The 12,885-nt window shown below is 55.4% G+C and carries 12 protein-coding genes and 1 tRNA gene; 10 read left to right on the forward strand and 3 right to left on the reverse strand.

What is annotated here, in order from left to right; translation table 11 throughout:
• Nucleotides 1–59 precede the first annotated feature (59 nt).
• The 8 genes from cheY to VOI35_RS04970 are packed head-to-tail and all read left to right on the forward strand — an operon-like array spanning nucleotide 60 to nucleotide 7,324.
• Nucleotides 60–446 (forward strand): chemotaxis response regulator CheY, encoded by a 387-nt coding sequence (cheY, locus tag VOI35_RS04935; protein ID WP_407276773.1) that lies wholly within the window; start codon nucleotides 60–62, stop codon nucleotides 444–446.
• Nucleotides 447–493: 47 nt separating this feature from the next.
• The gene (locus VOI35_RS04940) at nucleotides 494–1,225 is read left to right on the forward strand and encodes a protein phosphatase CheZ (protein WP_407276774.1); all 732 of its coding nucleotides are present in this window, start codon (nucleotides 494–496) and stop codon (nucleotides 1,223–1,225) included.
• A gap of 55 nt (nucleotides 1,226–1,280) precedes the next feature.
• A complete protein-coding gene (locus VOI35_RS04945) occupies nucleotides 1,281–3,374 on the forward strand; it encodes a chemotaxis protein CheA (protein ID WP_407274965.1) in 2,094 nt (697 codons plus the stop codon).
• A 17-nt stretch (nucleotides 3,375–3,391) separates the two neighbouring features.
• A complete protein-coding gene (locus VOI35_RS04950; RefSeq protein ID WP_407274966.1) occupies nucleotides 3,392–4,441 on the forward strand; it encodes a chemotaxis response regulator protein-glutamate methylesterase in 1,050 nt (349 codons plus the stop codon).
• Nucleotides 4,438–5,268, forward strand: coding sequence for a ParA family protein (locus VOI35_RS04955; protein WP_407274967.1), 831 nt, complete (start codon nucleotides 4,438–4,440; stop codon nucleotides 5,266–5,268). The genes VOI35_RS04950 and VOI35_RS04955 overlap by 4 nt, the downstream gene beginning before the upstream one ends.
• Nucleotides 5,265–6,353, forward strand: a complete 1,089-nt coding sequence (locus tag VOI35_RS04960; protein WP_407274968.1) for a hypothetical protein — start codon at nucleotides 5,265–5,267, stop codon at nucleotides 6,351–6,353. The genes VOI35_RS04955 and VOI35_RS04960 overlap by 4 nt, the downstream gene beginning before the upstream one ends.
• 18 nt (nucleotides 6,354–6,371) lie before the next feature.
• Nucleotides 6,372–6,887, forward strand: coding sequence for a chemotaxis protein CheW (locus VOI35_RS04965; RefSeq protein ID WP_407274969.1), 516 nt, complete (start codon nucleotides 6,372–6,374; stop codon nucleotides 6,885–6,887).
• On the forward strand, nucleotides 6,887–7,324 hold the full coding sequence (locus VOI35_RS04970; RefSeq protein WP_407274970.1) for a DUF2802 domain-containing protein: 438 nt from the start codon (nucleotides 6,887–6,889) through the stop codon (nucleotides 7,322–7,324). The genes VOI35_RS04965 and VOI35_RS04970 overlap by 1 nt, the downstream gene beginning before the upstream one ends.
• Nucleotides 7,325–7,336: 12 nt before the next feature.
• Here the strand turns inward: VOI35_RS04970 and VOI35_RS04975 are convergent, their stop codons facing one another.
• On the reverse strand, nucleotides 7,337–9,379 hold the full coding sequence (locus VOI35_RS04975) for a transglutaminaseTgpA domain-containing protein (protein WP_407274971.1): 2,043 nt from the start codon (nucleotides 9,377–9,379) through the stop codon (nucleotides 7,337–7,339).
• Nucleotides 9,380–9,385: 6 nt separating this feature from the next.
• On the reverse strand, nucleotides 9,386–10,117 hold the full coding sequence (locus VOI35_RS04980; RefSeq protein ID WP_407274972.1) for a DUF58 domain-containing protein: 732 nt from the start codon (nucleotides 10,115–10,117) through the stop codon (nucleotides 9,386–9,388).
• Between the two features lie 288 nt (nucleotides 10,118–10,405).
• On the opposite strand from VOI35_RS04980, the gene VOI35_RS04985 reads away from it, so the two are divergent.
• Nucleotides 10,406–10,482, forward strand: a tRNA-Arg gene (locus tag VOI35_RS04985).
• A gap of 149 nt (nucleotides 10,483–10,631) precedes the next feature.
• Here VOI35_RS04985 and VOI35_RS04990 read toward each other — a convergent pair.
• The gene (locus VOI35_RS04990) at nucleotides 10,632–10,943 is read right to left on the reverse strand and encodes a DUF2853 family protein (RefSeq protein ID WP_407274973.1); all 312 of its coding nucleotides are present in this window, start codon (nucleotides 10,941–10,943) and stop codon (nucleotides 10,632–10,634) included.
• Between the two features lie 275 nt (nucleotides 10,944–11,218).
• On the opposite strand from VOI35_RS04990, the gene VOI35_RS04995 reads away from it, so the two are divergent.
• The gene (locus VOI35_RS04995; protein WP_407274974.1) at nucleotides 11,219–12,808 is read left to right on the forward strand and encodes a diguanylate cyclase; all 1,590 of its coding nucleotides are present in this window, start codon (nucleotides 11,219–11,221) and stop codon (nucleotides 12,806–12,808) included.
• Nucleotides 12,809–12,885 lie beyond the last annotated feature (77 nt).

The following is a 12,885-nucleotide window of genomic DNA, read 5'->3' on the forward strand; positions in this document are numbered from 1 at the left end:
GCCTGGTCGATACACCGCATCATGGCGTAAATTTTGAGCAGCTACGAGGCCAACCCATCATGGATCGCAACATGAAAATACTGGTGGTGGATGATTTTTCCACCATGCGACGCATCATAAAAAACCTGTTGAAAGAACTGGGGTTTACCAACATGGATGAAGCCGATGACGGCGCAACCGCGCTGCCGATGCTTCAGCAAGGACACTATGATTTTCTGGTGACCGACTGGAACATGCCGGGAATGACCGGCATTGATCTGCTCAAAGCGGTTCGTGCCGATCCCGCCTTGGCGCATTTACCGGTTCTGATGGTGACCGCCGAAGCCAAGCGGGAACAAATCATCATGGCCGCGCAAGCCGGCGTGAATGGCTATATCGTCAAACCATTCAATGGCCCCACGCTAAAAGAAAAGATCGACAAAATCTTCGAACGCGTTCAAGGCTGAGGGATCGACCGGCTGATTGAGTGGAGACAACAGGTTTGGGGTCATTAATGGAACACAACGCATCACATACTCGAATTTCCGCCGCACAAGCACTGCTGGATGCCGCCCAAGCGGGAGATGATGCCGCTTATATGACCGCGCTCGAGGCTATCAATCAAAACGCACCGACACCAGTCTTCGAAGAAGTCGGCCGGATGACACGGGAAGTCCACGAAGCGCTGATGGCGTTTGCCGAGGATGACCGTTTGGCACATCTGATGCGGGATGACATGCCGGATGCCCGCGAGCGGTTGCGGTATGTCATCACGCTGACCGAGCAAGCCGCGAATCGCACCCTGAGCATCATCGAAGAAGCGATGCCGGTTGCTGATCGTCTGATCGAACGCTCTGAGCGGCTGGGTCAGGAATTGACGCAAGTGGCCCGCGCCGAAACCAACAACCCCCGCCTGGTGACGGTCGTCCAGACATTGAACAGTTACCTCGACTCTGTGCTCAACAGCGGCGATCTGCTGAAGAAACACTTGACCGAAGTCATGATGGCACAGGAGTTCCAGGATCTTTCCGGTCAGTTGTTGCTGCGTGTCATCACGCTGCTCGAACAATTGGAAACCAAAATGGTGGGCTTACTGAAGCTCACCAGCCCCCCCAGCGCGACGACGGGGCACAGCGCCGAAGAGTTGCGCGCGGGGATGGGGCCTGCCGTCCCGCAGGCATCACAGACCAATGTCGCCAAGACACAGGATGATGTCGATGATCTTTTGGCCAGCCTCGGCTTTTGAGCTGGTGGGCAACCCAATAGCGATGAAAAGTAACGAGCGATGAGGAGAAAGCACCATGGCCTTTGAACCAGACAACGAACTGTTACAAGACTTTCTCATCGAAGCCGGTGAATTGCTGGATGCACTCGATAATCAGTTGGTCGATCTGGAACAGTCGCCAAATGACAAAGATCTGCTCAATGCCATCTTCCGCGCCTTTCACACCATCAAGGGCGGGGCAGGATTTTTGGAAGTCACCCCTTTAGTTGAGGTCTGTCATCGATCCGAGGACATTTTCAACCTGTTGCGTAACGGTGAATTGACGGTGAACCCCGGCATCATGGATGTGATGCTGCGGGTGTTGGATGTGCTGAACGAAATGTTTGCCAGTCTGCGCAATGGCGTTTTGCCGGAAGGCGTTGGCGCTGCGTTTCTGCAGGAAATCGAGAATCTGGCGCATGCTGGCGGCACCCCCATGCCCTCGGCAAACCCGGTTGCAGCCATGCCGAGCGAATCCTCAGCCCCCTCGGCTTCCCCGCCAGCGGAGAGCCCAGCTCAGACGAGCCCAGTGGATCTCGCCTTTGATGATTTGATGCGCAACCTTCAGCGCGAGGAAAGCAGCAAAGATCCGGATGTGATCTCAGCCGTCGCCGCGCCGTCGAGCGATTTGATCACCGATGATGAATTTGAAGCGCTACTCGACCAGTTGCACGGTAAGGGACAGTTCCATACGCCCGCTGAGGTACCGTCGCCTGGAGCAGTGCCACCGGCCGCGTCTGATGAAATCACCGATGAAGAGTTCGAGCGTGTGCTGGATTCCCTGTATGGCAAGGGGCAGGGGCCGACCGCTGCGGCTATAAAGCCTTCTGCACCGACTCCCGCACCCGCCCCGATACCCAAGGAACCAGAGCGCAAACAAGAAAAACCGGCGGAAAAGCCCGCAACGGACGCCGCAAAAACCGAGGCCAAAGGGGACAACACCGTCCGGGTCGATACCGAGCGGCTGGACTTCATCATGAACCTCGTGGGCGAATTGGTGCTGGTGCGAAACCGCATGAATACCCTGAAGCTCAATTTTGAAAATGAAGAAATCAGCCAGGTCATTGCAACACTGGATATGGTCACCTCGGATCTGCAGGGCGCGGTCATGAAAACCCGCATGCAGCCGGTGAAAAAAGTCTTCGGCCGCTTCCCCCGGGTGGTGCGGGATACCGCGCGGATGTTGGGCAAGGAAGTGGAACTGGTGTTGATCGGCGAAGAAACCGATCTGGATAAAAACCTGGTCGATGCCCTCGCGGATCCCTTGATTCACCTAGTGCGTAATTCGGTTGATCACGGCATCGAAATGCCTGAGGTGCGTTTGGCTGCCGGAAAGCCCGCCCAAGGCACGGTCACGCTGTCGGCCGCTCAGGAAGGGGATCATATCCGCCTGTCCATTCAAGACGATGGCGCGGGCATGAATGCCGAATTGTTGCGGCGAAAATCCGTGGAAAAAGGGTTGTTGACGCAAGAAGCCGCAGATCGACTCACGCCGCAGGAATGTTTCGAGCTGATCTTGCTGCCGGGTTTCTCCACCAAAGATCAAATTTCCGATATTTCCGGCCGCGGTGTGGGCATGGATGTCGTGAAAACGGCGATTACGCGGCTTTCCGGCACCATTACGATTGAATCGGAGGTTGGCGTCGGTACCACCATCAGCATCAAGGTGCCGTTGACGCTGGCGATTCTGCCGACCCTGATGATCGTCGTCAGCAAACGCAAGTACGCAATTCCACTGGGGGTTGTCTCCGAGATTTTTGAAATGGCCGATAAAGAGGTCAATATCGTCGATGGTCAGGCAACGATCATTGTGCGGGAGCGTGCCTTGCCCTTGTATCGGCTCAATCAATGGTTGGCCCTGACCGGAGAAACCGTATCTAGTCGCTCGCCCTCGGACTTGGTCGTCATGGTTCAGGTGGGCGCGCAATTGATTGCGCTGGTGGTTGACTCGGTCATCGGTCAGGAAGAGGTGGTCATCAAACCGCTGGGAGAGTTGCTGCATAGCGTCGCAGGATTTGCCGGCGCCACCATCACCGGAGATGGGCATATTGCGTTGATTCTCGATCTGCCCGGCTTGATGCGGCGCAATCTGGCACAACGCAGCCGACCCAAATTGAAAGTTGTGGCTTGACCGGATTCGGGGGAAAAATGACTGTGAAGATACTGATCGTCGATGATTCGGTGTTTTTCCGGCGGGCGCTGCGAGAGCTGATTGCCACGGATGAACGCTTGTCGGTGATTGGTGAAGCAGCCAATGGTCGCGAGGCGATTTTAAAGGCGTGTCAGCTCAAGCCGGATGTCATCACCATGGATGTTGAAATGCCGGTCATGGATGGCATCTCGGCCGTGCGGGAAATCATGGGGCGCTGCCCGGCGCCCATTTTAATGTTGTCTTCTCTGACGCAGACGGGAGCAATCGCTACGCTGGATGCGCTGGATGCGGGCGCGGTTGATTTTTTCCCCAAAAGCCAGGGGGAGCAAAAAGATCATCTGGGGGCTTCGTCCGCGCGTTTACTCACGACCCGATTGCGCATGCTGGCGCTGCGTCGGCAGCGGCTGGCCATGGCGCCCGCCGAGCCTGTGCGGGCGCCGTCGGGTGCAGCCGCGCCAAAGAGTGACATCTTGAGCCGCCGGGGCATCGTGGTGATTGGTTCCTCCACGGGGGGGCCGGCCGCGTTACAAGCGATATTGCAAGGCATTCCCGCTAGTTTTCCTCTGCCTATCGTGATTGCACAACATATGCCGGCCAGTTTTACTGGTCCCTTCGCCAATCGACTCAATGAAAGCATGCCCATTCAAGTCGTCGAGGCACAGCAGGGGATCGCCTTGCAACCTGGATGCGCGTACATCATCCCCGGCGGCAAACATGGGGAAATCCATGGCCGACTGGGGGCTTATGTTTTCTCCGAACGCCAACCCGTGGCGGGTGAAAACTTCCGGCCAAGCGCCAATATTTTGTTGCAATCCGCGGCCACGGTGGCGGGCGGAGATGCCTTGGGTCTCATCCTGACCGGCATGGGCGACGATGGCACGGAGGGTGCGCGCGCCTTGCGGGCGGCGGGGGGTACGGTGTGGGCACAAGATCAGGCGACCAGTGTGATTTATGGGATGCCCGCTGCGGTGGCCAAAGCCGGGCTGACTCAGGCGATTTTGCCGCTTGGCGAGATCAGCGGTGCGTTGATGAGGTGTGTGCGATGAATATCTGGGCAGTCGCGAATCAAAAAGGCGGGGTGGGAAAAACCACGACCTCCGTTTCTCTGGCCGGTCTGTTCGCGCAGCGTGGGGTTCGGGTCCTGCTGATTGATCTGGATCCCCATGGCTCGCTCACCAGTTACTTTGGCATGGAACCCGAGGCACCCGGCGCGAGCGTATATTCCCTTTTCCAAGCGGCCGCGGAGGGGCGAACGCTCAATCCGTTACGCGTCGTGCATCCGACAGCGTTTGATCGGATCAGCCTCATGCCGGCCGCAACGGCGTTGGCAACCTTGGATCGCCAGTTAGGCGGCAAGGATGGCATGGGGTTGGTGCTCAAACGGGCGCTGGCTACGCTGGATGATCAATTTGACATGGTCATCATCGATTGCCCACCCATTTTGGGGGTGACTTTGGTGAACGCACTGGCGGCAGCGGATTTTTTGATTCTGCCCGTGCAAACCGAATTCCTAGCGCTCAAGGGGCTCGAGCGCATGCTGAAAACCCTGACTATGGTGCAACGATCACGAAAAACCCGGCTGGAATATTTCATTGTGCCCACCATGTACGATCAACGAACACGCGCATCCCGCGATTCGCTGCAAGTTTTGCGCGACCAGTATTTTGATCGGGTGTGGACGGAGTTTATTCCGGTCGATACCTTGTTCCGTGAGGCCAGCCGTCAAGGGAAGCCGATTTCCTGGCTCGCGCCCGATAGCCGTGGGAGTCAGGCGTATAGCGCGTTGTTGGCGCGCTTGCCTTATCGCGTCGCAGGGTCGATGCCGGACTTGGTTCCCTCGCTGACCCGTAGTGTTCAGGAGGTATCCGGATGAGTGCCATGATGAAATCCGAGCGCGTCTTGGCATCGCAGGAAGAGGCCATTGACAGCTATCTGGCGGGCTTGTTGATGGAGGAGGAAGATGCCACGATCGCATTTCCCGCACCCGTCAACAATACGATTCCGTTCGTCCGTCAGGAGTCGATCAGTATCGAATCCGCAGACGACGCCCCGTTGCTCTCGCCCGAGCCGGCGTTGGAACCGATACGCCCGGCGCAGACAATCAAGCCCACGTCAGATTTCATCCGCGAGGGGCGTGCAACGGAGGCGGGGGCTTTTGCAGATGTTCCGAATTCAGTGTCCTCTGCCATGCCAGAAGACACAGAAGAGTTGCTGGCTCTGGAAACCCCTCCTTTTGAAAGCCCAGAACCCGCAATAACCAATCCAGAAAATACCTCATATATTCAAGAGGATGAGAGTTATTTTTCATGCTATATCCAGCATGAGGACAGTGCGCCATCATTTTCCCTCTCCGCTAATGACGAACCGCCCATCTCGCTTGCCGATCAGGCCGATTCAGATCAGCCATTGATCGACCCGGCGCTCTTCGTGGAGTCCGATGCGAAGGAGGCTGAAGCGCCGGCCTTGGTGCCCGTGCCGCCAATCCCGTTAGCCGGGGGCAATGAACATGCCCGGCAGGGCGACGCGCCCGCCGAGGGGGGAGATGCCTGGCAGTTTTTCCGGCGAGGTGCGTTGACCATCGCGGCACCGGCTACGGAAATTTTTGCAGTGCTGACCAACCCCTCGCTGCATCCCGTGCGGCAGGCACCCGCCCATCTAGCCGGTGCGGTACAGCATCAGGGGCGATGGGCGCCCGTGTTGTCACTCGATGGGTTATTGCCCGCAATCAATACCGAGCCTGTCGTGGTTTTGCTGGGTTCCGATGGCTTATGGGGCATCCAGCTCGGGCAAATGCAAAGCCCGCCCGACATCAGCGCGCTGGCGGCAGTGCAATGGCGCAGTAATGTGGACGATACCCCGTCAGACCGAGCCTGGCTCGCCGGAGTGAACCCTGCACAACGGTTGGTGGTGCTCAATACCGCGGCATTGCGTCGTTTACTGGATGCGGCCACCCTATAAATACATGAGGATGAAGCGATGAGCCAGACGCAATACATGATCAGTGATACCGAGAACCTCGATGAAATGGGGATGGAGCAGGGGCCTGTCGTCATCACCCGTTGGGTGACTTTCACCGTGGCAGATGAAATTTATGCCTTAAATGTGCTGGATGTGCAGGAAGTTTTGCGAGCCGCCGAAATTACCCCGATTCCGGGTGCACATGAGACGATTCGCGGCATCATCAACTTACGGGGGAATGTGGTGACCATCCTGGACGCGCGCACCATTTTTTCTCTGCCGGAAAAACCCTTTGATGAAAACAGCCGCATCATGGTGGTGGAGTTGCGCTCGGGGGAAGTCGCTGGCATCGTGGTCGATAGCGTGGCCGAGGTCATTGCCTTGGATGAAGAAACGGTCAACGCAGCGCGCCGGGCGGGCAGTGATGAAAGCGCCGGGCATATCCTTGGCGTGGTGCCTCAGGTCGACAAAGGCAGTGATAAATTGATTATTCTGGTCGACCTGAAAGGTTTGTCGGATTTGGCTGAAAAATAATGGTTGATTACGAATTGTATGGCGCCATCGCGGCGCTGGTGTTCGCACTGATTGCGCTGATTCTGGCGATTGCCGCGCACAAGGCGGCGCAATCTCAGGCAAATGGCGCGCGTTGGGTTCAGGCGCAGATGGAGCGCATTGAAAACGAACAAAACTCAATCGAATCGGCGTTGGCGGGTCTGGGGCGTCATATGGATCAATGGGATCAGCGCTTGCGCGAGATGAGTCAACGCATCGATGCCCTGAATGCCCGTATGGAAGGCATCGTGGCTGCGGAAGCCGGACAGGCGCCCGGAGGTTTCGATCACGCCTTGCGTCTGAGTGCGCAGGGGCGGGTCAGTCTCGATGAGTTAGTGCAGGATTTCGGCCTCACGGAGAGCGAAGCGCAATTACTCTTGCGCATCAATCAGCCGAAAACCACGGGACAGGCATCCTGATCGGTGCCTGGGTCACCGGCTCGATTGACCCTCATTCAATCTGGATTGGCCGGGTTTGTTTTCCCGTGTAGATTGAATCTTCTGTCGAGCCCGCCAGATTTTTTTGGCCAGTGCAGCGGCTTGAAGTTGAATTAGTTTTTGGCGTCGCTGGCTGGTGTGTTGGGCATAACGCCAGCGGCTGAATTGCTGCGCCAGGTTGGCCAGATCCCGTGCGAGGGCAGGGGGGAGGTGCTGGCTGATCCGATCGAAATAGGTTTGCCAACTTTCTCCTGCCTGGCGCGTGAGGTGGAGCCGTGTTAATACCCGCTCCAACGGGTGCCAGGCACGCTCGATCGCATCACGGGGGCGCTGTATCGCCAGGCGTTGCCACCAACGCAGCACCAGCCACACGGTTCCTGCGATGAGCAGGAGCATAACGGCCACTTGCTGCCAGCGGCTGAGCGTTCCCAGACCGAGATTGCGCAGCAGATCGCGCTGGGTTTCCCCGCTATAGGCAAGGACATACTGATTCCAGCCATTCTGGATTTGATCCACGGTGAGCGCCAGGCGGCGCGTGAGACTGCTTCCTCCGCGCAAAACGGCGGGGAGGGCGGCATCCTCGATGGCTGCCTGCGCCAATCCGGTATCAATGCGTTCGGGCGCAACGGCGGTAGTCGGGTCAACCCGCACCCAGCCTTGATGCGCGATCCAAATTTCACTCCAGGCGTGGGCATCGGCTTGTCGTACCAGCAGATAATCGCCCACCACCTCGCCGCCCTGATAACCTGTGACGATGCGCGCGGGCACTCCGGCGGCGCGCATGAGTAAGGTGAAGGCTTCCGCATAATGCTCGCAGTAACCCCGACGGGTATCGAACAAGAATTGATCCATCCGGTTTTCGCCCTGCAAACGCCCAGGACTCAGGGTGTAGCGAAAGCCTTGGGTATGAAAATAATCCAGGGCGGCATCTCGCGCCGCTTCCGGGCTGAGGGTTTGCCACTTTTTGCCCAACGCTTTGAGCCTAGGGTTATCTGCGGGTAATTGCAGGTTTTCACGCCGAGCCGTGGTGGATAAGCTGGGATTGAGTCGGTAGTTCAGCCCAGACTCCAGAGTAATCAGGCGGCGGTCGATGATCGGCGTGCGGGAAAACAAACTGCCGTTGGCATCCAGCAGAAGACTGTTCGGCAATGCCGCTTGCCGTGGCAGGGTGAGGCTGGGCACGAAGCGCCGGTCGGAAGGTTCGAGCGTGAGGGTGTAGCGCACCGTATCCCCGAGAATTTTTCCCACTCGGGACGGGGGAGGTCTGCTAAAGCTCGGCAGATTCGCTTGCCAAACGCCATCATGGATTTGACTCATGACCAGTACGCGCCAATACCGAGCGGGCGGTGGGGGGATTTCTCCGTCAAATTGCACGCGAAAGGCGGGCGTTGGGTCTTTGGAGAGCGCGTCGAAGCTCCCGGCCGACAGCGTATCGGATAGTCCCGTCCGCGCTTGAGCGGAGACCGGTTGCTGAACGCCCCACAACCCACCGGGCGGTCTTGGGAAGAGTAAAAATAAAATCAGGGCGACGGGCAAGGCCAGCAGCAATAAATAGCCTGCAAACCGGCTCCGGTCGCGCCAGGAAATGCCGGGGCTTTCAATGCCGAGCCAGGCGGTCAACAACCCGAAAAACAAGGCAAGCACCGCCAATGCGGTCAGCATTCCTTGATCAAACAACAGCAGGCTGATGCTGAGAAAAAACCCCATCAGCAACAAGACGCGCTGGTCGCGTAATTGTCGCGCTTCCAACAGCTTGAACGCGGCGGTCAGGGTTAGAAAGGCGACCCCGGCATCCCGTCCCCACAAACTATGGTAATCAAAAAACACCCCGAATCCGGATAAAACGGCCAGAGTGATCAACCAGGCTGCACTAGGTAAACGCCAGTTCTGCCATTGAGCGCCTGCGCGCCAAACCAGCGCGGCGGCGAGAATCAGCCAGATCCAGGGGGGTAAATGCATGGCCTGCAGTGCAATCCCCGCAGTGAGTGTCATCAGCAGGGTAGAGTCCAACCGAGCGGGCGGGGCGGGGGGTGTCATTTCAATTCAATGCTCGGATGGGCGGGGTTGACCGAAACTGGCTAGTGCTTGCCAACAGCGGCGTCGATGCTCGGCATCGTGACCGGATAGCTCAGTCCCATTGCCAAGTCGCAGAACGAAGGCTTGATCTTCTTTCGCGAGCTGATCGATCCAAGCACTCATCTGACTCAATCGCTGCTCGGTATCCCCTGTCATGCGGTCAAAGTCCAATTGAATAAGCTCCCCCTGAGCGACCGGTTGTCCGCCCCACTGCTGACTGACCAGCTGACCGGTTCGGGCATAGCGTTTGAAGGCAATCCGGCTACGGGAATCGCCGGGCTGATACGGGCGTAAGTGATCGAATTCTTCTGCGCCGACGAGGCGAGCGAGTTTCTGCCCGGACGATGGCTCATGTGCGATACGGGAGACTTGCGTGATGGGCTGGGTTCCCTGACGGCTTGGATAAACCCAATAGACAGGCTGTGGCGTATCCAGCCTGCGGGTGACCGTCCACAAGCCCATAGGAAACCGACTGACCAGCCGCCAGTGGGGGGCGGTATATTGCCCACGCGGCATCGTCGGCAGGATCAATGGGTAATGATGCACCCCTTGTCGCCATTGGATTTGATCGATTTCGCGGGCATCCAGCCAGACAGAGACTGCCGCATTGGGCAGGCTGGCAACGATATGCAAAACCACTGTCACCGACTCATCGGCAAAACGCGACGGAATGGGATCGATGGCCAGTTGTGCTGACATGAGAGATCGCCAAGTTTGCCAACCACTATTCAACAACAGGGAAATAAACAAGAAACTGATAAAAAATATCAGGTTATTCCCATAATTAACGGCTGCTACCAGCATGGCCAATGCGAGGAGCAGAAAGGCTAGACCTAATTTATTCGGGCGAATCGAACGAGGTTTCATTGGGAACTTAAGGAGGCATCACAGTGACAGGAATGCGGGCAAACCAGACGAACAAGATGCCCATTGTCGTCGAATACTGGACACTCAACCCCCAAGCGGATAATATTCGCGCGTCTTTTTGCGCCCGTAGCTCAGTTGGATAGAGTACAGCCCTCCGAAGGCTGGGGTCACAGGTTCGACTCCTGTCGGGCGCACCATCTCGCTTTTAGCATCTAACTCAATCCAATATCCATCCAAAAGGCTATTCGCCGCACTTTATCATTGTGGCGAATAGCCGTTTCGTGTTTTAGATCAATCCTGCATCCTTGCCGAGGATGCAGGATTTCTTGATCAACAAGTTACAGAATCAAATTTTATCGAGAGTTCCGGTCGCTTCCGCAAGGAGGTAATAAAAAGTGACACGGCTTTTGAGGTTGACACCGGCCAATGTTTTGAGGACGGCACCGAGCCCTTCGTCCCATTGTGCATCGTTCAACCCTAATTTCTTGGTTGCGAATCCTTCGCGGACTCGCTGCAGTTCTTTTGGATCACTCGCAGATACATAGGACGCATCGCGGCTTTGCAGGGCGATGCCACAATACTTCACAATTTTTTCGACCACCGCAGAGTCGGCCTTTGGACTGTATTTCCTGACATCATCAAGGTATTCACCGGACATGACTTTCTCCTCAGATTAAGCATTGCCAAGCGTTGGCACAGCGGATGAGAACGGTTTAACCCAGTTTTGTCAACTGGGGTTACACTAGTATTTATTTCGCATAATATATATTATGTTAAATCGTGATCTGCTGGCAGATGAGTCTCCATTCCCCACGCCGATGGGCGAAGTCTTTTGCAACATGGGTCAACAGAGAGACTAGCAGCAGCAGGACAATACACCTGACGCTAAATATCCATTAAACTCGCGATGCTCGCGCTTATCAGGAAGATGTTATGGACGAACTGGCGCAAAATCGTTGTGAAATGACCGACTGGGCATTTGCAATCGCATCGTTAGATGCCACCCTGAGCGACATCTCGGTGCCTCGCACTCAACGCATTGCTGATTTCGTTCACCAAACACAGCACCTGTTGGGTTGTGCGCGTGAGACAAGACAATCACAACTCGCGAATGCGCTCGACCGCTTACTTCATGCGGCAGAGCGTGAACAATTTCGTCCTTCTGAAGACTTCAGTCGCTTAATTCGCCTGATTCGACATTTAGAACGCTTGCTTGAACATAAGCCAGAATCAGTATTGCCCTCTGGTTTGGTGATTTCCAAACAACCGCCGGGTGATGATCTGCGGGATATTTTATTGAGGAATGGCTTTTCTCCCCTATGGCAGGACGCCAGTGTCGCCACGCTTAGCGACCTGCGTACAGCGATCGAATCTGCATCCGTTATCATGATGATTACCGACGGCGCAGACCAAGAAGATATGGCGATGTCAGCGCTGGATGCGTTGAAAAACTTGCTGCAATCCAAAACTACCATTGTAATCGCGGCCAGGGATTCTTTTTTATGTCGTGTTTTAGCGGTAAAAACGGGGATTTCTCATTTTCTTACAGAACCTGTTGATTTCGTTCGCCTTAATGTATTGCTGCAGGCTGCTCATATCGTCAATCACACAAACTCTGTTGTTCGCGTATTGATGGTTGATGATATGAATACGATTGGATTGTACTGGAGCAAGCATTTTGCTCAGGCGAATATTGATTTTCGTTTTGAATCCAAACCAGAATCCGCGTATCGAACGGCGCTGGAGTTCAATCCCGATGTTATATTGCTTGATTTATACATGCCGGACATCGATGGTATTGATTTGGCGAAAATATTCCGCGAGCAGCCGCGTTTACAAGATGTGCCCATCCTCTTTATGTCTACCGAAGAAAATGATCGCTTACGGTTGGATGCGAAAATCCAGGGCGGGGATGATTTTCTCAATAAAACCATTGCGATCGATGATTTGTTGCGTCTTATTCGCCGCCGAGCCTTGCGTCATCGGCAGTCTCTTGCTGAGAAACGCAGTGATTCGTTGACTGGACTATTGAATCATTTATCAATAAAAGCCCTGGTTGAAACCGAGATTGAGCGGGCATATCGGCAGAATCAATCATTGAGTATCGCCATGCTTGATATTGATCGGTTTAAAAACATTAATGATAAATTTGGGCATCAAACCGGAGATACAGTCATCCGTAAACTGGCCAATTTATTAAATACTCGTTTGCGCCGATATGATGGCGTTGGTCGTTATGGTGGCGAGGAATTCTTGATCACATTGCCGAATACCGATGAGGTAACTGCTGTCACACTCATTGACCGGCTGCGTGCGGTTTTTGCAGATTGCGCGATTGAAGCGGAAAACGGACAGAAAATATTTTGTACATTTAGCGCAGGAGTCGCCTCATTCCCGGCATTTCTTGATCCTGTAGCGCTCATCGAAGCGGCTGACCAAAGTCTGTATTTAGCTAAAAATAATGGCCGGAATCAGGTGGTTTGTGTCGCGGGCAGTCAGAGCCTGCCACCTACGCATTCCTGATCCCTCGGCTGATTTATCCGCGTTTGTGCAGTGCCATCGATACAAGCACCACTTCACTGCGTCAGAATTGAATAAAT

Source organism: Halothiobacillus sp. DCM-1, assembly GCF_045689735.1.
Taxonomy (GTDB): Bacteria; Pseudomonadota; Gammaproteobacteria; order Halothiobacillales; family Halothiobacillaceae; genus Halothiobacillus.

What these genes read in the sequence shown, in the direction of transcription:
- VOI35_RS04955 (WP_407274967.1), top strand. Translation starts at nt 4,438, where the DNA reads ATGAATATCTGGGCAGTCGCGAATCAAAAAGGCGGGGTGGGAAAAACC.
- VOI35_RS04950 (WP_407274966.1), top strand. Translation starts at nt 3,392, where the DNA reads ATGACTGTGAAGATACTGATCGTCGATGATTCGGTGTTTTTCCGGCGG.
- VOI35_RS04975 (WP_407274971.1), bottom strand. Translation starts at nt 9,379, where the DNA reads ATGACACCCCCCGCCCCGCCCGCTCGGTTGGACTCTACCCTGCTGATG.
- VOI35_RS04965 (WP_407274969.1), top strand. Translation starts at nt 6,372, where the DNA reads ATGAGCCAGACGCAATACATGATCAGTGATACCGAGAACCTCGATGAA.
- VOI35_RS04945 (WP_407274965.1), top strand. Translation starts at nt 1,281, where the DNA reads ATGGCCTTTGAACCAGACAACGAACTGTTACAAGACTTTCTCATCGAA.
- VOI35_RS04995 (WP_407274974.1), top strand. Translation starts at nt 11,219, where the DNA reads ATGGACGAACTGGCGCAAAATCGTTGTGAAATGACCGACTGGGCATTT.
- VOI35_RS04990 (WP_407274973.1), bottom strand. Translation starts at nt 10,943, where the DNA reads ATGTCCGGTGAATACCTTGATGATGTCAGGAAATACAGTCCAAAGGCC.
- VOI35_RS04960 (WP_407274968.1), top strand. Translation starts at nt 5,265, where the DNA reads ATGAGTGCCATGATGAAATCCGAGCGCGTCTTGGCATCGCAGGAAGAG.
- VOI35_RS04970 (WP_407274970.1), top strand. Translation starts at nt 6,887, where the DNA reads ATGGTTGATTACGAATTGTATGGCGCCATCGCGGCGCTGGTGTTCGCA.
- cheY (WP_407276773.1), top strand. Translation starts at nt 60, where the DNA reads ATGGATCGCAACATGAAAATACTGGTGGTGGATGATTTTTCCACCATG.
- VOI35_RS04940 (WP_407276774.1), top strand. Translation starts at nt 494, where the DNA reads ATGGAACACAACGCATCACATACTCGAATTTCCGCCGCACAAGCACTG.
- VOI35_RS04980 (WP_407274972.1), bottom strand. Translation starts at nt 10,117, where the DNA reads ATGTCAGCACAACTGGCCATCGATCCCATTCCGTCGCGTTTTGCCGAT.